The 21,290-nt window shown below is 60.8% G+C and carries 20 protein-coding genes; 1 reads left to right on the top strand and 19 read right to left on the bottom strand.

The features are described 5' to 3' along the window. Positions 1–90 precede the first annotated feature (90 nt). From M1617_03475 to hisS, 19 genes are all read right to left on the bottom strand, one after another. Positions 91–618, bottom strand: coding sequence for an ATP/GTP-binding protein (locus tag M1617_03475; protein ID MCL5887349.1), 528 nt, complete (start codon positions 616–618; stop codon positions 91–93). Between the two features lie 18 nt (positions 619–636). Then, complete coding sequence (locus M1617_03480; GenBank protein MCL5887350.1) at positions 637–2,619, bottom strand: DUF4388 domain-containing protein; 1,983 nt, start codon at positions 2,617–2,619, stop codon at positions 637–639. A gap of 44 nt (positions 2,620–2,663) precedes the next feature. Further along, on the bottom strand, positions 2,664–2,990 hold the full coding sequence (locus tag M1617_03485) for a roadblock/LC7 domain-containing protein (protein ID MCL5887351.1): 327 nt from the start codon (positions 2,988–2,990) through the stop codon (positions 2,664–2,666). Positions 2,991–3,446: 456 nt separating this feature from the next. Continuing rightward, positions 3,447–5,114: a Flp pilus assembly complex ATPase component TadA gene (gene tadA / locus M1617_03490; protein ID MCL5887352.1), complete on the bottom strand. Its 1,668-nt coding sequence runs from the start codon at positions 5,112–5,114 to the stop codon at positions 3,447–3,449. Continuing rightward, on the bottom strand, positions 5,111–5,995 hold the full coding sequence (locus M1617_03495) for a shikimate dehydrogenase (GenBank protein MCL5887353.1): 885 nt from the start codon (positions 5,993–5,995) through the stop codon (positions 5,111–5,113). The genes tadA and M1617_03495 overlap by 4 nt, the downstream gene beginning before the upstream one ends. A 54-nt stretch (positions 5,996–6,049) precedes the next feature. Beyond that, the gene (locus M1617_03500) at positions 6,050–6,544 is read right to left on the bottom strand and encodes a YqeG family HAD IIIA-type phosphatase (GenBank protein MCL5887354.1); all 495 of its coding nucleotides are present in this window, start codon (positions 6,542–6,544) and stop codon (positions 6,050–6,052) included. Positions 6,545–6,568: 24 nt separating this feature from the next. Next, the gene (locus M1617_03505; GenBank protein MCL5887355.1) at positions 6,569–7,258 is read right to left on the bottom strand and encodes a hypothetical protein; all 690 of its coding nucleotides are present in this window, start codon (positions 7,256–7,258) and stop codon (positions 6,569–6,571) included. A gap of 8 nt (positions 7,259–7,266) precedes the next feature. After that, positions 7,267–7,998, bottom strand: coding sequence for a hypothetical protein (locus M1617_03510; protein MCL5887356.1), 732 nt, complete (start codon positions 7,996–7,998; stop codon positions 7,267–7,269). Further along, a complete protein-coding gene (locus M1617_03515) occupies positions 7,999–8,967 on the bottom strand; it encodes an ABC transporter ATP-binding protein (protein MCL5887357.1) in 969 nt (322 codons plus the stop codon). It abuts the gene before it with no gap. 5 nt (positions 8,968–8,972) lie between these two features. Beyond that, on the bottom strand, positions 8,973–10,052 hold the full coding sequence (gene mltG, locus M1617_03520) for an endolytic transglycosylase MltG (protein ID MCL5887358.1): 1,080 nt from the start codon (positions 10,050–10,052) through the stop codon (positions 8,973–8,975). Beyond that, entirely contained in the window at positions 10,042–10,467 is a 426-nt protein-coding gene (gene ruvX, locus M1617_03525; GenBank protein ID MCL5887359.1) for a Holliday junction resolvase RuvX, read from the bottom strand. Before ruvX ends, mltG begins: the two co-directional genes overlap by 11 nt. Positions 10,468–10,478: 11 nt before the next feature. After that, positions 10,479–13,124, bottom strand: a complete 2,646-nt coding sequence (gene alaS / locus M1617_03530) for an alanine--tRNA ligase (protein ID MCL5887360.1) — start codon at positions 13,122–13,124, stop codon at positions 10,479–10,481. Further along, complete coding sequence (locus M1617_03535; protein ID MCL5887361.1) at positions 13,125–14,327, bottom strand: AI-2E family transporter; 1,203 nt, start codon at positions 14,325–14,327, stop codon at positions 13,125–13,127. It lies immediately after the preceding gene. 5 nt (positions 14,328–14,332) lie between these two features. Beyond that, entirely contained in the window at positions 14,333–15,124 is a 792-nt protein-coding gene (locus tag M1617_03540; protein ID MCL5887362.1) for an RNA polymerase sigma factor SigF, read from the bottom strand. Further along, on the bottom strand, positions 15,111–15,512 hold the full coding sequence (locus M1617_03545) for an ATP-binding protein (GenBank protein MCL5887363.1): 402 nt from the start codon (positions 15,510–15,512) through the stop codon (positions 15,111–15,113). The genes M1617_03540 and M1617_03545 overlap by 14 nt, the downstream gene beginning before the upstream one ends. A 40-nt stretch (positions 15,513–15,552) precedes the next feature. Beyond that, complete coding sequence (locus tag M1617_03550; GenBank protein MCL5887364.1) at positions 15,553–15,903, bottom strand: hypothetical protein; 351 nt, start codon at positions 15,901–15,903, stop codon at positions 15,553–15,555. A 19-nt stretch (positions 15,904–15,922) separates the two neighbouring features. Further along, positions 15,923–16,519, bottom strand: a complete 597-nt coding sequence (locus M1617_03555) for a hypothetical protein (GenBank protein MCL5887365.1) — start codon at positions 16,517–16,519, stop codon at positions 15,923–15,925. A 237-nt stretch (positions 16,520–16,756) separates the two neighbouring features. Continuing rightward, the gene (aspS, locus tag M1617_03560) at positions 16,757–18,523 is read right to left on the bottom strand and encodes an aspartate--tRNA ligase (GenBank protein MCL5887366.1); all 1,767 of its coding nucleotides are present in this window, start codon (positions 18,521–18,523) and stop codon (positions 16,757–16,759) included. Between the two features lie 4 nt (positions 18,524–18,527). Then, positions 18,528–19,820, bottom strand: coding sequence for a histidine--tRNA ligase (gene hisS, locus M1617_03565; GenBank protein MCL5887367.1), 1,293 nt, complete (start codon positions 19,818–19,820; stop codon positions 18,528–18,530). Between the two features lie 182 nt (positions 19,821–20,002). Between hisS and M1617_03570 the strand changes: the two genes are divergently transcribed. Beyond that, positions 20,003–21,268 carry a UPF0236 family protein gene (locus tag M1617_03570; protein ID MCL5887368.1) on the top strand — a complete coding sequence of 422 codons (1,266 nt, stop codon included), beginning with the start codon at positions 20,003–20,005 and terminating at the stop codon, positions 21,266–21,268. The last annotated feature ends 22 nt before the right edge of the window (positions 21,269–21,290 follow it).

Raw genomic sequence — 21,290 nt, forward strand, 5'->3', positions numbered from 1 at the left:
AAGCCCGCATCATCGCAACGACAAGAACCGTGAGCGAGATCAAAACTAGGGCTACGCTCAATCCGAGGATGAGGATTCTGGAGTCCATCATCAAGCCATGCTGTTCAGAATCTCGTACAGGAGGCCCAGCAACACCGCCTTGACCGAATCCCTGTCGCGGGCATCCACGGGCAGCAGCGCGATGGAGTCCTCGAGCTCGAGTCTCTCCCGAACCGCCCTGATCGCTTCGACATCACCTGGGTCGACCTTGTTGGCAGCCACCACGAAGGGCACGTCGGACATGCTGCGAAAGAACTTGATCATGGCCAACGCGTCTTCGAACGAGTCATCGTCGGTGGCGTCCACCAGAAGGACGAAGCCGAGCATTCCCTCAGACAGGGTCTCCCACATGAACGAGAATCGCTCTTGGCCGGGTGTGCCGAACAGGTACAAGACTATGTCGTCGGCAATCGTGATCCGACCGAAGTCCATAGCGACTGTAGTCTCGCCGCTCCCCTCGCCCGATATCCCGGATACCTGGCGCTCAGTGGAAAGCACCGTGATTTCGCTCACCGCCTTGATGAACGTGGTCTTTCCTGCGTTGAACGGTCCGGTTACGACCACCTTGACTGACTGCATGCGACTATCGGCTCCTTATCACAATCTCTCCAGGCCTTCGATGATCTTCATCACCAAAGCCTTGTCAACGGCCCGATCACGGTGGAGCTCCATCGGCTGTCCCTCCTGGGGGAGTCTGTTGACACTGGCCACCGGGCGTCTTGGCTCCCCGACGCCGGTCAAGGCCGATATTTCGGCACCTATGCTACGCGATAGCCCCATATCGACATCGGTTGCCGAGAAGTCTGCTAGGAACGCATCGGTAGAGATTACACCGGGTCGAGGCTGTGGGGTGTCGTCCGGGTCTTCGGCAAGGTCGACGCTCTCTGACTCGTCAACCTCCAAGGACCAGTCCGGCAAGGCCGGGGCGTCCGACTCCGTTTCGGGCTGCGGTGTGCCCACATCAAAGTCCGGGCTCTCCTCAAGAGAGTCCATGATGTACGAGAAGTCCGCCGGTGTTGGGTCGACAGATACCTCAGTCTCGATCGCCATGGGGTCATACGCTGTCTCCGCAGCCACAACCTCAATCTGATCGATGAGCACGAAGTCTCCGCTCACAACCTCGGGGGGCTCTTCGCTGTCCAGCAGTTCCTCGGTCAAGAACTGGATGTCCCCTGACGGCGCCGTAGCGACATCTTCCTGCCCGATAGGCTGCAGTAGTCCAGCATTATCCGGAAGCTCGCCGAGGCCGAGGGCCATGAGATCGCGCTCAAGGTCGCCTGTGATGATCGGAGTAGAGGGCTCGGGTTCGGGTTCGGGCTCGGGCTCGGGCTCCGGTTCGGGTTCGGGTTCGGGCTCCGGTTCGGGCTCTGGCTCGGGTCCGGGCTCTGGCTCGGGAGCGAGTACCGCGCCCATCATCTCCTCAAGCGCCGCCATATCCTGCGAGGTGGTCTGGGCCGAGCCTCCCGACAGAAATTCTGGGACCTCGGGCTCTCTGGATTCAATCTGAACCTCAGCAGCGACGGCAATCTGGGCGGCAGCAAGGAGCGTCCGCTCTTCTTCCTTGCGAGCACGCTGTTCTTCTTCCTCGCGAGCACGCTGTTCTTCTTCCTCGCGAGCACGCTGTTCTTCTTCCTCGCGAGCACGCTGTTCTTCTTCCTCGCGAGCACGCTGTTCTTCTTCCTCGCGAGCACGCTGTTCTTCTTCCTCGCGAGCACGCTGTTCTTCAAGCCTGCGGGCCTCTTCGGCGGCAGCAATCTCTGCTGCAAGCGCATCTGCTCGAGCGGCTTCCTCGGCTCTTTGACGCTCGAGAAGGGCCTGCTCTTGCTCAAGTCGCTCAGCCCTGAGGCGCTCGACCTCATCGACATCTGCAACTTCAAGCAGGCCAGCCGAGTACAGGCCGTACATGATGCGTGCGACCTCGAAATCGGTCCTACTCTTCTGTGATGCGAGTTCAGCCACGGAACGCGAGCCGTCTACGAGCAACAGTAGATTCCACTCGGCGGGCTTGAGGGAAATCTCGAATGTTCCCTCACCGGGCGCTGTGGCCATCTTGAAGACCATTTCCATGGACGGGATCTTCTTCTTGATCCGGGTCCACTCCTCGAGGCGGCGGCTCCCCTCCATCACGATGTTCTCGATGGAGACTGCGATGCCGATGTCCTCGTGGGATATCTCGGGAAGGATTTCGAAGTCGAAATCGCCCTCGTCCCACCTCATGAGATCGAAAATCGTGTCCTGAATCTGCTCTTGAACGAAAGCTTCGAGGACCTTGTCGGTGATGTAGCCTTCGTCAACGAGGATCTGGCCGAGGCGTCTGCCTTGCTGGGCCGTCGAATCAGCGATCTCGAGGGCGCGGGCTAATGCAGGCGGAGTTATGCGACCGGCCTGAACGAGTCGTTCTCCCAGCAGTTCGACGCGCCAGTTGGACTGGGCGAAGAAGACTTCGCCGTCTCTGAACCACACAGAACCCAGCGGCCCGTCGGAGCGCGCTATACGTAGAACCCCGGTCTTCTTGCTGAAAGTTATCAGCTGAAAGACGTCGGGAAGGCTGAAGTCTCTAAGGTTACCGCGCAGAGCCATGAGCTATGTTCGAACCCTTCTACGATGCGGCATCCGCACTCGATCTATCCTAGAATCCCGGCCATCTCTTCGGCCGAGGTCTTCATGTCGTACAACACCAGTCCTAGCTTGCTCTTCGACAGCGTGAGAGCTGTCAGAACAGCACGCTCACCGGCTGCGATTAAGATGACATACCCGTCCTCGCCCTCGATGAACACTTGGGTGAGGTGACCCCTGCCCAGCTCCGCCGCGGCCCGTTCTCCCAAGCCGAGGATGGCGGCGGACATAGCGCCTACTCGGTCTTCCTGCATCCCAGCAGGTAGCGCAGAGGCCATCACGAAGCCGTCCATGCTGACCAGTGCTGCAGCCTCGACATCCGGCGATACGAGCATCAGGTTGTTGAGCGCCTCAGCCAAGCGGTCTTCTCGGGAGGTTGGCTTCACGCTCACCTCGACTGGCGGCGTCTGTACCTGGGCTACTGGAGCTGCGGCCACTGGGGGCGCTTCGGCGACTGGAGCGACGGGGGCAGCAGGTGCTGGTATGACCTCTGGGACCACAGGTGTCGGGACGACCTCCGGTATGGGGAGCACTGCGGGTGGTTCCGCAGCAACGACTACTGAAGGCAAGATGATGTCTTCATCAGGCTCGAGGTAATCCTCATCCTCGTCGCTGATGAAATAATCTCCCACGCCACTCTTCGTCATGCGCCCGTGACACCTCCCTTAGCTGCTTGACCGCCAAATATCGTGTGCGCCGGCCGAGACCGGACTCATCCGCTAGTCTCTCACGAACGAGGCACAAGAAACAACAGCTTACTGCATGTAGGATGCGGAGTGTGATGCCGTGGATCAGACGACGACCCGCAAGATCTCCTCAATGGACGTAAGGCCCATCTTGACCTTCTCGAAACCGTCGTCCCGAAGGGTCAGCATCCCCTCTTCGATGGCCTGCCTCTTGATGTCGTCGGCGGAGGCATGCTCGACTGTCATGCGCTCGATGGTCTCGGACATCGTAAGGACCTCGTGTATGCCCATCCGGCCCTTATAGCCGATGTTATTGCACTTCTTGCACCCTTTGGCCCGGAATATCTGTGGCGGTGAGCCCGGCGTGAAGGGAAAGCCCACCTTCACGAGGGCCGCCTCATCCGGGACATACGATTCCTTGCAGCTGCTGCACAAGCGACGCCCGAGCCTCTGGGCGAGCACACAGGTAATCGCCGAGGCGGTCAAAAAAGGCTCGATACCCATCTCGGTGAGTCTGGTGACTGCCGAAGGGGCGTCGTTCGTGTGGAGAGTCGACAGCACGAGGTGGCCCGTGAGGGCCGCTTCGATGGCGATGGTTCCGGTCTCTTTGTCGCGGATCTCACCAATCATGACTTTGTCGGGGTCCTGACGCAGGATGGAGCGCAGTGCGGCTGCGAATGTCAGCCCGGCCCTCTCGTGCACCTGGACCTGGGACAAGCCAGCAAGTCGGTACTCGACGGGGTCCTCAACCGTGATCAGGTTGGACTTGGGGTCGTTGGTCTCGTTGATCGCGGCGTATAGCGTGGTTGATTTTCCTGATCCGGTCGGGCCTGTCACCAAGATCGCGCCGTACGGCAGCTTGAGGGCATCGAAGAGTCTATCCATGTTGTGCTGCAGGAAGCCCAAGTCCTTGAGGGACATCATGATCGAATCCTTGCGAAGCAGTCGCAGAACAGCGAGCTCACCGTTGACGATTGGAAGAACCGCCACTCGGAAGTCGACGCCCTTGCCATCCAGCGTGACACCGAAACGGCCGTCTTGAGGGATGCGCCGCTCTGCGATGTCCATGCCCGCCTGGATCTTCAGGCGGCTGATGAGCTGCCTATTGAGCTTCTTGGGGCTGCGCATGATCTCCTGGCACACGCCATCGACGCGGAATCGGACGCGCATCTCCTTCTCATAAGGTTCGATGTAGATGTCGCCAGCACCCTGTCGGATACCTTCGGTGACGATCTGATTGAGTAGCTTAGCGACGGGTGCCGAGTCTTCGTCAGATTCCTTGTCCCCGGCATCGACCGTGACGCTATCTTCAACGTCGCCCACGATGTCATCGATATTCTGGCGCGATGATGCGAACCTCTCGATGGCCGCAAGAAGATCACCTTCGGCGGTGACTACGGGGCGGATCTCTTGCCCCGTGACGATCCTCAAGTCATCGATGGCGAAGATGTTAGCGGGATCGGCCATGGCGACGATGAGTTCGTCGTCCTGGACCTTGATGGGAAGCACCGTGTAGCGTCGCGCAAGTTCCGAGGATAGATTGACTGCAGCGTTGGGATCGATGTCGTAGGTTCCCAGGTCGACGTAGGTCAGGTTCATCTCCTCGGCGATCACCTGGGCAATCCTGACCTCGTCGACGAATCCGAGTCGGTCCAGGGTCGAGGTCAAGGTGGCGCCACCCGACTGCGCGATGGCCTCCTCGAGTTGCTCGGGCGTCACCAGACCGGACTGGACCAGAAGTCGCCCTAGGCGCTTTCCGGTAGCTGCGCTCACTCTGCCACCTCGCAGCATCCCTCGGCGGCAGCCTCGGCCGCTGCGCGCATGATGTCGCGCGGAGCCGATTGTTGTGCGGCTGGATTCCAGATGTCTATCGCGAGAGCAGCCTGATGCACGAGCATCCCGAGGCCACCTATCGCCGTCGCTCCAGCTCGGCGAGCTGCGCGGAGAAGCGGCGTCTCGGCCGAACAGTACACCATGTCGCAGACGATCTGGTCGGGGCTGAGCCACTCGGCGGGCACAGGCGAGGGGTCATCCTTCGCCATGCCGAGCGAGGTTGCGTTCACGACCAGCTTTGCGCCGCGTACAGCCTCCTCGGCATCTTGCGATTCCACCGCAACAACCTCCATCGCACGAGCGCATGGCCTGACGCGATCCGCAAGCTCTTCGGCGCGCTCGATGGTGCGGTTCACGATAGAGACGCTCTTGGGCTTCTCGAGGATGAAGCTCAGGGCAGCCGCACCGGCGGCTCCCCCCGCCCCCAGTATCGCTATGCTCTGGTCCTGCGCCGAGAAACCGGCATCCTGTTTGAGGGACTCGACGATGCCTCGGCCGTCGGTGTTGTAGCCGATGAGACGACCGTCGACGCAGTGTACGGTGTTCACCGCTCCAGCCATCTGGGCAAGCATGGCGACTTCATCGCAGTGGTCGAGCATGACTTGCTTGAAAGGCATGGTGACATTGAAGCCGACGAACGGGAGCACCTTGAGCCCCTGAAGAACTCGCTCGAGATCGTCCTCGCTATCAAGCCCGAGCGGAACGTACACCCAATCCAGGCCGAGCGCCTTGTATGCCGCATTGTGCATCACAGGAGACAGCGAGTGGGCCACCGGCATGCCGATGATGCCTGCCAAGCGCGTCCTACCGCTGATAATCATTCCCGGCCAGCCCTCCATCCTTCGTGTCAGGGGGACACATCCCCTGAGGTCAGTCTAATCGAGGGGCTCTCGGCCCGCCAGCACCAACCTCTCCAACCTGCGCAGTAGTAGCGTATGCGGGAGATCGCTCGCCGACAAGGGCTTCACGAGCACAGTCTTCATCCCAAGAAGATTGCCGCCCAGGATGTCGGTGAAGATCTGATCTCCGATCATCGCTGTTCTGGAAGGCTTTGATCCCACCCGCACCAACGCCTGCCTAAAGGCGAACGGTAGCGGCTTGATCGCTTTGGCGACGATGTCCATCTGTAGCTTCTCGGCATGTACGATCGCCGATGAGTGCCAGTTGTTCGACACGATGCAGGTAATGAAACCGGCCTGCTCAAGCGAGGTCACCCACTCCAAGATGCTACCGGTGACTTCGGCGGCATCCCTGGAGAGGATCGTGTTGTCCAAGTCTATGAACAGGGTGTCGATACCGTCTTGCTTGAGTGCATCAAGGTCGATTCCAAGAACATCGTTTACATAGATATCGGGCTGCAAGACCTTCATCAAGCGGAACTCCTTCTGGGAAGTCTAGTGGTCCGGGACTCCATCACCATCATGGTCGTGAGGGACCGGGGCAAGGGAGTCGTCGATGAGAGCATCAAGACGCACAAGTTCTTGTTGGATGTAAGCGTTGCGGTCAGTCATGCCTGCGCTTCGGTAGATCGCACCGAACCCAGCGTAGGCATCGTGCTGCTCGATGTAATCCCGCCACTGGGCGCGCTCAAGGGCAACATCGGCTTGCTGGACTGCGCCCTCGAGGTCGTCTGCGAACAGGTAGAGGACCTGCGCGTAGTTGAAGCGAAGGAGGCCAGAATCCGGGTTGTTCTCTACACCCTGCCTTGCAATGTCTAGTCCCGTCTCCACGTCACCCCTTTGCGCTAACATCCACGCTGCGATGTAGTACGAGTCCACGAACTGCGGATCAAGGGCAATGACCATCCTAAGTGTCGGCAGAGTCTGCAGCTGCTCATGGAGCGGTAGGTGCTCGTAAAAACCGTGATAGATCGGTTCGATACGATTCCACAGCACAGCAGCGATGAAGGTCCTGACTCCAGTAAGGTAGGCGAATCCGGCCCTGCCGAGCGCTGAGGCGTCCCTGGAAGCCTGTACGGCCTGCGCATCGGCACCGAATTGTGCACCAAGCAGCGCCGCCACCAGGAGCACGAGGATGCCTATGCGCTGGATGCAATGGCGGCCTCTTGTCTTTTTGGGGGCCATGGCGATCCTCACAGATCCCTTCGCGTGAAGCTGAAAGTCGCTACGGCAAGGCAGATGGCGCTATAGATCGCCCAAAAGGCCAGCATGGTGAGGCCGTAGAACAGCGAATAGCCGGTCCCATGTGCTACGGGGTTGATAACGTTGAACGTGTCTAGCGATGGATAGAGTGTGAACAACAGTGTTCCCGGATCGAGCAAAACAGACCTGACATGGCCAGCGAAGAGAAACGCCAGGGCCGCGACACTGGTGACTATGGGACCCGCCATGGTTGCAACCAAGACACAGAAAGCCGCGATCACACCCGCCTCGAACCAAATCGCCAGCACGCCAGAGAGCAGCACGGGCATCAGCTCGCCGTAGTTGAAATACCCGAGCACGATCGTCACCACGCCCAAAGCCAATAGAGTTGCTGCGAGAACAGCGATGGTGCCCAGCCAAGTGCCGAAGATGTACTCACCCCGACCGACCCCGCGAGCCAGCACCGGGTACAAGGTACGTCGCTCAATCTCCGATGGCATCCGCGTAGCCGAAAGGGCCACCACGATAACCATCGCAAAGATGTAAGTGAGGGCAAGCGCCACCTCTCTGAACACACCCTCAACGATGCCCTGGCCGTAACTAGGAAGCATGGGAATCGCGAGCATCATGACGACGGCAAAAAGTGCAATCACGTAGATCAGTTTACGGTGCATGGCGTCCAAGATGACGGCCATCGCGATCGCTAAGACACGGGCGAGCATCTAGGACCCCTCCCTTTCCTCGGCGACTAAGTGCGCGAAGTAGTTCTCAAGCGACTCGCGCCTGGGCGCAAGAGTGACCAACTTGAACCCACCGTCATACAGAGCGTCCACGACTTCGCGAACGGAATCCTCAGGCGCTGCGAGCGACCACTCGCCGCCGTTAGCTTCGATCGAATGGGTCAGCGCGGTCACCGAAGACGGTAGCTCGCGACCGTCTCCCTCAACACGCATGGCGACCTGCCCGTCGACACGCAACAAATCCTCTATGCGTCCGCGAGAAGCGACCTTGCCTGCAGCGAGGATGGTGACCTCGTCGCAAACGGCTTCCACCTCGGAAAGCTGGTGCGAGGAGAGCAGAATCGATATCCCCTCCGCACGCAAGGAGTTGATGAGGTCACGCACATCGCGTTGCCCGAGCGGGTCGAGGCCGGATGCGGGTTCATCGAGAACCAGCACGCGAGGCTCGCCGAGAAGCGCCTGCGCCAAACCGAAGCGCTGCAACATGCCCCGCGAGTAGGTCGAGAGCTTGTCGGTTCCGCGTCCGGCGAGGCCCACTTTGTCGAGGAGCTCTTCGGCCTGGGATGCGACCTGGCTTGCTGGCATCTCCAAAGCCTTGCCGATGAGCGACATCACCTGCCGAGCTGTGAGGTGAGGCGGGAAATACGGTTGCTCCGGCAAAAATCCGACATAGCGTCGGATCTCCGGGGTCGCTTCGTAGCCGAGGATCTCGAAATGTCCCGCGGTCGGGCGCAATAGGCCGAGCAGCATCTTGATGGTGCTGGTCTTTCCTGCGCCGTTGGGGCCAAGCAGTCCATGGACGCTTCCTTCGGCGACAAACAGAGAGACGTCGCGAACGGCCTCTCGGACTTTACCTCCACGCTTGTACTGCTTGTGGGCGTTCTCTATGCGGATGGCGAACGCTTCCTCAGCAGCGGTGACGCAGGCGCTCTTGGTTTCTTCGGGGGACATCTCACTCACCTGCCAAACACCTCCCTGGATACTTCCCTTGCCGCCTGGTGCTCGGCCCAGGTCCTGGTGAACGTGTGCGATCCATCTGGCGATGTCAGGACGTAGTATATGTATTCGGTGTCAGCTGGTCGAACCGCAGCCTCTATGGAGGCTAGTCCGGGATTGGCTATCGGTCCGGGCGTGATTCCGAAATTCCGGTAGGTGTTGAACGGGCTGTCGATCTCGAGATCGGAGTAACGCAATCTGAATCGGTTGCCGGGAAGGACGTACTCGACGGTCGCGTCGATCTCGAGGCGCATGTTCTTCGCGAGCCGGTTGTAGATGACCGAGGCGACCTTGGGGCGCTCCCTGGGCACACTGGCCTCGCGTTCGATGATCGATGCAATGATCACGATCTCTTCCAGTGACTGACCCCGCTGCTCAGCCGGGGACATGTCGATAGAGGCAATCTCTTTGTCGAACTGCCGAAGCATCATCGAAATCACGTCGCGAGCCGTAGCCCCTTCGGGGACACGGTAGGTCTTCGGGAACAGGAATCCCTCAAGCGAGTCGCCGAAAGCGCCTTCGAGATATGGATGCGCTTGGGCGAACTCCGGTGCGCCATCCTGAGCCAGAGCTAGGAACTCCTCTGCCGGAATGCCAGCCTGCTCTTCAAAACGCTGCGCGATCTGTTCGATGACGAAGCCCTCAGGGATGGTCACCGTTGTGAAGGCCTTCTGCGGGCCAGTCGTGAGTTTGTCGAAGACCGCCTGGTAATCCATGCCGGTCGTAAAGGTGTAGTCTCCCGCCTTCATCTGTCCGTCCACTTCGGCGAGTCGAGAGCGGAGTCTGAACATGTTCGCGTTGTCGATAACGCCAGCCTCGGCGAGCGTCCGGCCTATGGACGCCGTCGATGAGCCCATCTCGATGGTGATCGGCACGCTTCGGCCAGGAGGAATCGGGGTTTCGGGGCTATAGAAAACACTCCAGACACCCACGCCTGCCATGGCTATGAGCACTCCCATCGTGACCAGGATGACGCCCAGCCGCCGCTTCGTCTTGCCCTTTGGGGGCCTTGCTCGTCGGACTGTTGGTCTAGCATTCATTCGCATCTTCCTCAATCGCCTTAGAGTCCAAATATGCCTGCAGCAGTATCGCTGCTGCCACCATGTCCACGCTACCTCTACGCTTCTTCTGTGAGACCCCACACGCCGACATGTGTCGATTCGCCTGGGCGCTAGTCAGGCGCTCATCCACGAACACCGTTTCCACCGGCAAGAGTCGGGCCAACTCCTCTGCTTCGAGGCGAACTGCACGGGCCTGGGGGCCTTCGTCGCCTCCCAGCGTGAGAGGAAGGCCAATTACCAGGCGTTTCACGGAGTACTCTTCCACAAGCGACTCAAGGCCAGTAACGTTCGCCGAAAGAGGCGCCTCCAACACGCAGAGCGGCGTCGCGATTCTCGAACGCGAATCGCCGAGAGCCACACCCACCCTGCGCTCGCCTATGTCCAGCCCCAGCATGCGCACCGCGATCAGCCCTGGGCGCCTGGAACCGACAGCATCTGGCGCGCGCGGTCGAGCGCCGAATCGATCCGGGAAGCGTCCTTACCGCCAGCCTGGGCCATCGAGGGCCTCCCGCCGCCGCCACCACCGATATCCGGGGCAATCGCCTTGATGAGCGCACCAGCATCGAAGCCGGCGTCGACGGCCGTCTTGCCGCCTGCGGCGAGCAGGAGCGGCGCGCCTCCCTGCGGGTCAACGCTCGCGAGCACGACCGCCGCGGATTCCCCGGCACGCACCTTGAGGAGGTCCCATATCTCGCGCAAAGCCGCCGAGGAGCGGTCGGGCACTCGGGCAACGACAAGCTTGTAGCCGACGTCGACCGCCGAGGCGATCAGCTCATCGACCAAAGGTGCCGCAGAGTCCGCCAGTGGGCGCTTGGCGGCGGTCTCGGCATCCTTCAATCGCTTCTGCAGAGCGGTCACTCGGTCGAACACATCGGTCCTTGAGACGTTGAGGGCTCCTGCGACTCGCAGTAGCTCCCCTTCGGCATTGTCGAGCCACTCGAAAGCATCGAAGCTCGTGACTGCCTCGATGCGCCGCAGGTTCGCGCCGACCGAGCCTTCCGAGACGATCTTGAGCAGGCCGATCTCGCTGGTGCGGGCCACGTGGGTGCCTCCGCAAAGCTCCTTGGAGAAGTTTCCGACCTCGAGCACGCGCACGAAGTCCTCGTATTTCTCGCCGAAGAGTGCGGTCACGCCCGATTCGCGGGCGGTAGTGAGCGAAGTCTCGTACGCTCTTACCGAGTGGTTCTCCATGATCTTGGCGTTGGTCATGCGCTCGACCTTGTGCAGGACTTCGGCTCCGGGCGCCTCGAAATGGGTGAAGTCGAAGCGCATCCTGTCGAAGGTGACGTAGGAGCCCGCCTGGCGGACATGGTCGCCGAGCACGAGCTTGAGCGCCCAGTGCAAGATGTGCGTCGCGGTGTGGTTGCGGCGGATACGTTCTCGGCGAGCGACGTCAATCTCGGCCATCACGGCATCGCCGACCGACAGCGATCCTTCCTCGAGCACACCGATGTGCGCCGTGAGTCCGGGAAGCGGGAGCTTCGTGTCGCTCACTTTGAAAACGGCACCGGCCTCGCTGCTGATTGCGCCGGAGTCTCCGACCTGGCCGCCCTGCTCGCCATAGAACGGGGTCGCACTCAGTACGATGTCGGCGGATTGCCCCGCTGCAAGTGAGTCGACCCGCGAGCCATCCTGCAGAATCGCAACGATCGTGGCCTCAGCCGCGTCGCGACTCCAGCCCACAAACTCGATGGGCGGCCCCTCGGCGGCGATATCGTCGAAGGCACCGGCGAAGCTCGTCCACGACTCGTCCTTGACGGCAGCGCGGGCCCTTTGGCGCTGCGCCTCCATCTCCTCGGCGAATGCGGGCATATCGACGCCGAGGTCCTGCTCGGCGAGTATCTCAGCGGTGAGTTCAATCGGGAAGCCGAAGGTGTCATGCAGCTTGAACGCCTGCTTGCCATCGAAGAGCGCAAGGCCGGCCTGGCGCATGCGGTCGGCCTCCTCGGCGAGGAAGGCAAGGCCCGAGCGGAGCGTCTCGGAGAAGCGCGCCTCCTCGGACTCGCAGATCTGCGTGATGAGCCCGCGATGCTCGACAAGCTCCGGATACTGACCGCCGAAGCGCTCGACCACGACTTCGACGAGTGGGCGCATCGAAGGCTCCTGGCGCCCCAGCAGGCGTGCGTGACGAACTGCACGGCGCAGCAGGCGACGGAGCACATAGCCGCGGCCTTCGTTGGAGGGCAGAACGCCGTCGGCGACCATGAAGGTGACCGCGCGGCTGTGATCGGCCATGATCCGCATGCTGGTGTCTCGCTTGGCATCGGCTCCGAATCGTGCGCCGGTGAGCCCCTCGACCACCGAGACGATCGCCCGAAGGTCGTCGGTCTCGAAGTTGGATGCCACCCGCTGCATGATGGCCGCGACCCGCTCCAGCCCCATGCCGGTGTCGATGCTCTTGTTGGGTAGCGGCTCAAGCGAGCCGTCCTCCTGGCGGTCGAACTGCATGAAGACGAGGTTCCAGTACTCGAGGAAGCGGTCGCAATCGCAGCCAGGCTGGCAATCGGGCGAGCCGCAGCCCACCGCCTCTCCCTGGTCGTAGTAGAGCTCCGAGCACGGCCCACAAGGACCCGTCGGTCCGGCGGACCAGAAGTTGTCGGCCGCGCCTAGGCGCACGATGCGCTCGGCAGGTACGCCGACCTCGTCGCGCCAGATCGCCTCAGCTTCGTCGTCATCCTCGTAGATCGAGTACCATATCCGGTCAGGATCGAGGCCCAGAACTTGAGTCGAGAACTCGTAAGCCCAGGCACACGCCTCGCTCTTGAAGTAATCGCCGAAGCTGAAGTTGCCCAGCATCTCGAAGAAGCTGTGGTGCCTACCCGTAGTGCCGATAATTTCGATGTCGGTCGTGCGCAGGCACTTCTGGCAGGTCACAGCCCTGCTGAACCCGAGACTCTTGATGCCGAGGAACACGGGTTTGAATTGCACCATTCCTGCGCTGGTGAAGAGCAGCGAAGGGTCGTCAGGCACCAGCGAGCTGGACGGCAGTCGGAAAGCCCCTTTCTTCTCGAAGAAGGAAAGGTATGCTTCGCGTATTTCGGCGGACTTCAATTACGTGCGCTCCTCGTTGTCTGTCCCATCGGGGGTGGATACTTCTTCGGTGGCCTCGCTGTCACAGCTGCTATTGTCTGCAGGCGACGAATCGGTCCTGCGGAACAACGCACCTTGCTCGGTGGCAAGCTGTGAGTCCGTGTGTTTCTCGAAATAGTATACGAATAAGGCGTTGAGCACACCGGCTACGGGTACAGCGAAGAGCATCCCTGCGAATCCGGCGACCTGTGCTCCGACCAGTAGCGAGAAGATTATGAGGACTGGGTGGATGTTGACGGTATCTGACATGATCCGAGGCGAGAGCACCAGGGATTCGAGCTGCTGGAGCACGAAGATCCAGAGCACCGTGTAAAGGACCAGGATAGGACTGACGAATGCCGCCGATATCGCCGCGATCAGGCCCGCTACGAGCGGCCCCACGTACGGAACAAAATTGGTCACTCCTGCGATGATTCCGATGATGGCCGCGTACGGAACTCCCAGTATCTGAAGCCCGAGCCAGGTGAGTGTCCCAACGATGACTGCGATAATGCTTTGCCCGCGGAGCCACCCCTCGACCACGTCAGTGATTCGCCGCAACACGGCAACCAGGTCTTCTCGTCTCCTCACACCGCCAAGGCGCAAAAGCTCGTCCTTGAAGACCGGCATATCCTTGAGCACGAAGAAGGCCAGCGCCAAGGCGAGGAACAGCATGATAATGAAGGTGGCCAGCCTACCGCCTACCCCGAGCACTGCGGTGGCCAGTGATGCCGACCACGCGGCAAGCTGTCTCGATATGCTCTCCTGAGCGGCGAAAACCGCATCCTTGACCCAAGGGGGGACCTGCATGTCGGTATATTGGGCCTGCAGTCGGAACCAAAGCCTACTCGCAGATTCGTAGTACCCCGGAAACGCCGAGATGAAATCCCGTCCTTGCTCCACCAAAGATGGAATCACAAACACGCCGAAAAGGGAGATGACGATGATGCCGATCAGGTAGCAGACTGCTACGGCCTTGCCGCGCGACAGGCCCTTGGCCTCCAATGCAGCGACAGGCCGCCGAAGAACAAATACCAGCAGCATCGCCAGTACGAAAGGTGCGAAAACCGCCGATATCCTGGTCAGCAACCACAAGGCAGCAACAAGCAGTATAGCAACACCGATGATCGTCCAGACCATGAGTCCGCGTCTAAGCAGCCGGTCTGAAAGGCCCCCTTGCTCCACTTGCCTCATCCTTCCTTCATGATGTTCTCGCGCAAGATTCGCAACGACCTTCTAAGGATCCGCGATACCTGCATCTGTGAAAGTCCCATCTTCGCAGCAATCTCGCTTTGGGTCATGCCACGATAGAATCGCCAATAAAGCACACCCTGCTCGCTGGGGTCCAGCTTCTTTAGCGCCGAGGAAAGCACATCGCGGTCTTCGACCAGCTTCATCAGCGCATCGTCTTCGCCGATGTACTCAAGGATACTAAAACTCGCGCCACCTTCGGGGCCCTTTTCCCCATCGAGAGACATGAAAGTATATGCCTCGCTGGTCTCCATGGCCTCGAGTACGGACTCGGTCGTGACTTCGAGGTGCGCGGCTATCTCGGCGATCGTTGGCGAACGCTGCAGGTCTTGAGTGAGCGTCTCAATTGCACGGTTGACCTTGAAGTACAGCTCCTGCAGGCGCCTTGGTATCCTAATAGCCCAGCCTTTGTCGCGGAAGTGACGCTTGATCTCACCCACGATCGTCGGTGTGGCGTAGGTGGTGAACTCGACGTTGCGCTCGACATCGAACCTGTCGATCGCCTTGATCAGGCCGATGGTCCCGACCTGCACAAGGTCATCGATGGGTTCGCCTCTGTTGCGGAACTTGCTGGCTAAGAACCGCACCAGCTTCAGATACGAACTTACGAGTTCATCACGGGCGAGCTCGTCGCCATCCTCATGGTACCGCCTGAACAGCTCACGAGTGTGTCGCTTGTTCCAGCTCAGCCTTCCTTGTGTCGCCTTATCGGCAGGTTCAATCGACGGCATCTTCCGGCTCCGCAGGCAGATTCTTAACGACTTTCAGATGGGCGCCGGTCTCATCGGAGTACATCTCGAATCGGTCACAAACAGCCTGCAATATGAAGGTAGCGTAGGTCGCTCTGCGTTCGTCCTCCTCCCCTGTGTTGCGGACGAAATCACCCACGCTCACCCTGATCTCAAGGGTATCCTCCCCCTTGTCGAACACCATGCACACTTCTCCGGAATCAGCGCAATCCGACGCGTAGACGAAAAGCTCCTCGGCGGCGATCCGAACCTCATCGACTCCCTCGTAGGAGAGATGACTGCGGCTGGCTAGTTCGGATGCTGTCACCCGCACAGTACGGGCATACTTGGGGGTGGCTGGGACGATCAATGTGATTATGTCGCGCTCCATTTTCCCTCCCAAGTCTCCGTCGGTGGTCCGTGTGCCCTCACTACCTGGCCCTGCGCGAACGACGCCATCTGGCAACAGCGCCGAGAAGACCAGTTCCGACTGAAGTCAGGACCTCCATTGGGGCGTTGACGACCTCTTGTACCGCATTGGTCGTCGAGGTCACCCTGTCGGTGACGGATTCGAATCGCGACACTACCGAGTCTATGCGCTGTAGCTCACCGTTGATCGAATCCAGCGTCATCTCAGCCTTGTCTAACAGCGGTAGGAGTTTGCTGCGTGCCTCCGCAACGGTCGACTGCAGCTCCTGCATCATGCGGATGGCAACCCATATACCCCAAATCGCCATGGCGCAAACCGCTATGGCGACCACAATCAGGATAATGAGCAGCACCCCAGTTGTATCCACTTGGTTAGTTCGTGGCTCGGGAGGTCTCGCGGTCGATGAGGGTCCGATCGACGAAGCCTTGGAACCTGTAAGTAATGTGCCCCTGGTCGTCCACGAAGATGATGTACGGCGTGGCGGTGACATTCAGGTTCTCGGCGGACATCAGTCTTGCGACCTTATCGGCGCTCTCGTCTTCGGTTATGCCGGGCTTGAGGGTAATCGCTCCCGACTCGCTGGTGGTGACGAACCTGCCCACATCGAAGGTGACGAGGTCAATCACGCCCCGGTAATCTTCCATGACGGCTTCAATCTCAGTGCGCTGGTCATCTGTAGTCCTCTGCGCCGGATCGAAGAAGAAGATCAACATCGGCTGATCGGTCTCGAGTCTATCGAGGATCACCTGAGGTACCAGGTTCACGTCGGTCGGGAAAGGCACGAATGCCTGGGTCGGCCTCGGCGAGAGATCCGGGGTTGGTGCCGCTGCAGGGTCGACAGGGGCAGGTGCTGCAGGGGCTGGAGCTGCGTCAGCCGGCTGCTCGGGCGCGGGCTCTTCGGCGGGTGCACATCCGAACATGAAGAGTGCACATAGTGCTACGACGAAAACTGCGATTCTTCTGTCCATATACTTCCTCCAGGCTAGTGGCCTTGTGCAGGCCAGCCTTGTACGTGGCCGGCGCGGTGAACCTGCCTCAGCAGGTGGGTGCCCGCACCGTCGGCTTCTCAGTGTCCCCTAGTATCAGGGATTCCTGTCCACCGCAGAATACTAAGGCTCCCATTAGATAAGTGTTGGTACGACCGCAACGTATCCGGAACCACGCGCAAGGCTGGGCCCGAGGACAGTTTACCGCTCAGAAGCGTTCTAGTCGACCTTTAGATGAACTTCGCGCAATTGTTGGGTCGAGACGGAATCCGGAGCACCCGTGAGCGGGCACGATCCCGAGGACGTCTTGGGGAATGCGATGACCTCGCGAATCGATCGAGCGCCCGCCAGAATCATCACTAGGCGATCGAAGCCTAGGGCGATGCCACCGTGAGGCGGCGCGCCCTGTGACAGCGCCTCTAGCAGGAAACCGAACTTCTCGGTGATCTCCTCGGCAGATAGGCCCATGAGGGCGAGCACGCGTGCCTGCAGTTCGCTATCGTGAATCCGCAGCGTGCCGCCGCCGATCTCCACACCGTTGAGGACGAGGTCGTAGCTGAACGACAGGACCGAGGCGGGATCCGAGCCCAGCGTGTCGAGATGCTCGTCGAAGGGGCGCGTGAAGGGATGGTGGTTGGCCGTCCAGCGCTTGGCCTCCGCATCCCACTTGAGCAGCGGGAAGTCCACGACCCACAGCGGGTGGAAGCCTTCGAGCGGCAGGTCGAGCCCGCTCGCGACCTCGAGGCGGATGATGCCGAGGACCTCGTTGGCGACCTCGCGCTGGTCGGCGACGATGAGCACCAGGTCTCCGGGAGCGACATCGAGAGTCTCGCGCATCGCGGCCATCTCCTCTGCCGAGAAGAACTTCGCGATCGGTGAGCGGACGTCGCCCTCGCTCGGGAACGCCACCCACGCGAGGCCCTTGGCCCCGGAGTCGATCGCAAGCTGGTTCAGGGCATCGATTCGCCCGCGGCTGAAGTCGCCGCAGCCCTTGGCGTTGATCCCCTTGATCATGCCGCCGGACTCCAGCGCCGCCGAGAAGACTTTGAAGCCGCTCTCGGAGAACACGCCCGAGAGATCGGCGAGCTCCATCCCGAAACGCACGTCGGGGCGATCGCTGCCGAAGCGGTCCATCGCATCAGCGTACGTCAGGCGCTCGATGGTGGTAGGCCACTCGATGCCGGCGTCGGCCATGACCTCGGCGAAGACGTCCTCAACTAGCGAGAGGATCTGCTCTTGCGAAGCGAAGCTCATCTCGATGTCGATCTGCGTGAACTCCGGCTGGCGGTCAGCGCGAAGATCCTCGTCGCGGAAGCACCGGGCGATCTGGTAGTAGCGCTCGATGCCGGCCACCATCAGAAGCTGCTTGAAGAGCTGCGGGGATTGCGGCAGCGCGTAGAACTCGCCTGCGCTCATCCGGCTAGGCACGATGAAGTCACGTGCCCCCTCCGGCGTGGACTTCGTGAGGATCGGCGTCTCGACCTCCAGGAAACCGCGCTCACCTAAGCTTCGGCGGAAGCTCTGCGCCACGCGGTCGCGCAGCACAAGCGCAGAGAGCATCTCGGGCCTGCGGATATCGAGGTAGCGCCACTTCAGGCGCGTGAGTTCGTCCGCGTCCGTGGTGCCTGCGATCTCGAACGCCGGCGTCTGTGAGGCATTCAGCACGACTGCCGAGGCAACCGCCACCTCGATCGCGCCGGTAGTCAGATTCGGGTTGACGGTGCCCTCGGGGCGTGGCCTGACGGTGCCCTCGACCTGGACCACCCACTCGGGGCGAAGCGATTCGGCGATCGCGAAAGCGGCCGCATCCTCGGGTCCGAAGACGCACTGGGTCAGGCCGCTGCGGTCGCGGATGTCGATGAAGATGAGCCCGCCGTGGTCGCGTCGGCGATGCACCCAACCGGCGAGCGTGACTGAGGCACCTGCGTCATCGGAGCGCAGGGCCCCGCAAGTGTGCGAGCGAGATGAATAACGAGCGTCGAACATCAGGTCATACCCTTTCTTCGGGGGAATACGATTCCCAAACAGCCTCGACGAGCTCGGTTAACGCGACCCGGGACTCCTGCTTGGTGTCCATGCGTCGCAAAGTGACCTCACCGGCCGCGATCTCCTCTGGGCCCACCACCACGACGAGTGGCGCACCCAGCTTGTCTGCATACTTGAACTGCGCTTTGAGCGATCTGCCCAAGTGGTCCATCTCGGCTGCGAAACCTGCGTCGCGCAACCTTTGGGTCGCCGAGAAGACCTCGCCTGCCACCGTCGCGTCCACGCGGGCGACGAACACCTGGATCCGCGGCTCGGCAGGCGGGTTGGCACCGGTGGCCTGCAACGCGAGCATCATGCGCTCGAATCCCACAGCGAAACCAAGCCCCGGCGTCGACTTACCGCCGAACTGCTCGAACAGGCGGTCATACCGTCCGCCCCCGCCGATCGCGTTCTGTGAGCCTAAGCCTGCGTCTACCTGCACCTCGAACACCGTGCGGGTGTAGTAGTCGAGTCCTCGCACGAGCCTGGGTGCCTCTTGGTATGGAATCGCCAGGGTATCAAGGTGCCCCTTAACCGCCGAGTAGTGATCAGCGCACGCGCCGCAGAGCTGATCGCGGAGTAGCGGTGCTTCGGCCATCACCTCGACACACGCAGGGTTCTTGCAGTCGAATGCACGCAGCGGGTTTGTCTGCGCGCGACGCGAGCACTCCTCGCACAGGCGAGATGCGTTCTGGACGATGAATCCGGCTTGCAGTTCGCGATATGCGGGCCGACACTCCTCATCGCCCATCGAGTTGATGAGCAGGCGCATCGATTCGGCGGGTATCCCCGCGTCTTGGAAGAAGCGCCACATGAGTGCGATCGCCTCGGCATCTGCAGTGGGCTCGGGTGCACCGAGGATCTCCGCGCCGACCTGCCAGAACTGGCGCATTCGGCCCTTCTGTGGGCGCTCGTAGCGGAACATCGGACCCATGTAATAGAGCTTGGCCGCCACGCCGGGCGGCACTAGGTTGTGCTGGATGGCAGCCCGCACGACGCTTGCGGTGCCTTCAGGGCGAAGTGTGAGCGAGTTGGGCGGATCGCTGCGGTCCAAGAAGGTGTACATCTCCTTGGAGACGATGTCCGTGGCCTCGCCTATGCCGCGCGAGAAGACCTCGGTGTGCTCGAAGAGCGGCGTGTAGACGGGCTCGTATCCGTAGCGCCAGAAGATATCCTGCGCTATCCCCGAGATGCGCTCCCACTCACTGGCCGCGTCGGGAAGCATGTCCACGGTCCCTTTGGGTGCACGGTAATCCATGGAAGTCGCAGCGCCTTTCGTCAGATGGGGTGGTCAGTCAGGCTTCCGAGTGTATCCTATGCGCCGACCGATGCGAAGCGGTGCCCACCAATCGGAAGCATCACAAACTGGGGGGCTGGTTGACAAAGATGCGGACTCGTCCTTCAGTGAGGTTACCAAACCGAGAGAAGAGAGGAGTCCGCATGTCTATGATAGTCCGTATCGAACTCGGTGTGCTAGAGATCGAGCTTCCAGAAGAAGTGACTTGTGCACAGCTCGATGCAGAGATAGAAGAGCGAACCCGAAAGATCCAACGACACGCTTTCACAGAGGCATGCTCACAACTGGAAGCCAAGAAGGTCGCGGACAGGAAGTGTCCTGGGTGTACAGGACTCATGACCATCCGCGACGTGGATCACCGAGCGGTGATGATGCTTGCGGGCGTGGCCTCGGTTCCGGTACGTCGACTCCGTTGCCCAGCGTGCGGTTATCGCAAGGCACCGCTGCAGGATTTCTTACCGACCTCGCGCCACACCCTGCCTGTGGTCGAACGTGCGCTGCGCCTGGCAACAGAGGTCGGCTACGTAAGATCGGCAGACATCCTCAGGCGACTGATGGGCGCGACTATAAGCCACGAGCAGATCAGACGCATGGCGCTTCTTGAGGCGAAGCGTCTCGGTCGTGATCTCGAACAGCAGGCTGAAGAGCTTTTCGAGTGGGGTGTGTGTCCTCCGGATGTGACCGAGCGAAAAAGCGATGACACCGTTGTGGTCGCCATGGATGGAGGGCTGGTGGCCGACCGTGGGACGAAGAAGAGCTTCGAGGCCCGTGTCGGAGTGGTCTTCTGTGGCACGGCCGATGTCTCCAAAGATAGGCGAGTACTGCGAAACCGCACCGCTCACGTCGGTATCGAGGACACACAGACCTTCGCACGCAAGATGTCGGTGCTCGCGATCCAGGCAGGCATGCTCACCGCAGGGCGAACGATCGTGATCGGTGACGGTGCGGGTTGGATCAGACGCACGGCGCGCGACTGGTTCCCCGAAAGCGTCTACGTTCTCGACCTCTACCACCTCAAACGCCGTATCAGCGAGGTCTTGGGGCAAGAGCAGGACGCGTGGTGGCATGCAGCGGTGGTCAGAGCATGCATCGAAGGACGGCCTGCAGAAGCGATAAGGGTCCTACGCGGATACGATCCGGGTGATGACGAGCGTGCAAGGCTACTCCACGAACGGTTGATCGGCTACATCCGCTCCAACGCCGAAGGTATCGAGAACTACACGCGCACGGACCTCTTCGGCTCGGGTTCTGTCGAAAAGGCGGTCGACGTCATAGTCTCCAGACGGCTGAAATGCCGAGGCATGAGCTGGCTCAAGCCCGGTGCACTTGGAATCCTCAAACTCAGGGTGTTACGCTACAACAACGAATGGGACTCTCACTGGGCGTCAAGGTTCGCGGAAGCGGCCTAACCCCCCAAGATTAGATGCTTCT

The sequence above is a fragment of the Actinomycetota bacterium genome (assembly GCA_023488435.1).
In the GTDB taxonomy this organism is placed as follows: Bacteria; Actinomycetota; Coriobacteriia; order Anaerosomatales; family UBA912; genus UBA912.

Excerpts from the sequence above, each read along its gene's own strand:
- M1617_03505 (MCL5887355.1), bottom strand. The coding sequence starts at position 7,258 with ATGGCCCCCAAAAAGACAAGAGGCCGCCATTGCATCCAGCGCATAGGC.
- aspS (MCL5887366.1), bottom strand. The coding sequence starts at position 18,523 with ATGTTCGACGCTCGTTATTCATCTCGCTCGCACACTTGCGGGGCCCTG.
- M1617_03500 (MCL5887354.1), bottom strand. The coding sequence starts at position 6,544 with ATGAAGGTCTTGCAGCCCGATATCTATGTAAACGATGTTCTTGGAATC.
- M1617_03515 (MCL5887357.1), bottom strand. The coding sequence starts at position 8,967 with ATGTCCCCCGAAGAAACCAAGAGCGCCTGCGTCACCGCTGCTGAGGAA.
- M1617_03480 (MCL5887350.1), bottom strand. The coding sequence starts at position 2,619 with ATGGCTCTGCGCGGTAACCTTAGAGACTTCAGCCTTCCCGACGTCTTT.
- M1617_03545 (MCL5887363.1), bottom strand. The coding sequence starts at position 15,512 with ATGGAGCGCGACATAATCACATTGATCGTCCCAGCCACCCCCAAGTAT.
- M1617_03555 (MCL5887365.1), bottom strand. The coding sequence starts at position 16,519 with ATGGACAGAAGAATCGCAGTTTTCGTCGTAGCACTATGTGCACTCTTC.
- M1617_03475 (MCL5887349.1), bottom strand. The coding sequence starts at position 618 with ATGCAGTCAGTCAAGGTGGTCGTAACCGGACCGTTCAACGCAGGAAAG.
- M1617_03570 (MCL5887368.1), top strand. The coding sequence starts at position 20,003 with ATGTCTATGATAGTCCGTATCGAACTCGGTGTGCTAGAGATCGAGCTT.
- M1617_03485 (MCL5887351.1), bottom strand. The coding sequence starts at position 2,990 with ATGCTCGTATCGCCGGATGTCGAGGCTGCAGCACTGGTCAGCATGGAC.
- hisS (MCL5887367.1), bottom strand. The coding sequence starts at position 19,820 with ATGGATTACCGTGCACCCAAAGGGACCGTGGACATGCTTCCCGACGCG.
- ruvX (MCL5887359.1), bottom strand. The coding sequence starts at position 10,467 with ATGCTGGGGCTGGACATAGGCGAGCGCAGGGTGGGTGTGGCTCTCGGC.
- M1617_03495 (MCL5887353.1), bottom strand. The coding sequence starts at position 5,995 with ATGATTATCAGCGGTAGGACGCGCTTGGCAGGCATCATCGGCATGCCG.
- M1617_03540 (MCL5887362.1), bottom strand. The coding sequence starts at position 15,124 with ATGCCGTCGATTGAACCTGCCGATAAGGCGACACAAGGAAGGCTGAGC.
- mltG (MCL5887358.1), bottom strand. The coding sequence starts at position 10,052 with ATGAATGCTAGACCAACAGTCCGACGAGCAAGGCCCCCAAAGGGCAAG.
- M1617_03510 (MCL5887356.1), bottom strand. The coding sequence starts at position 7,998 with ATGCTCGCCCGTGTCTTAGCGATCGCGATGGCCGTCATCTTGGACGCC.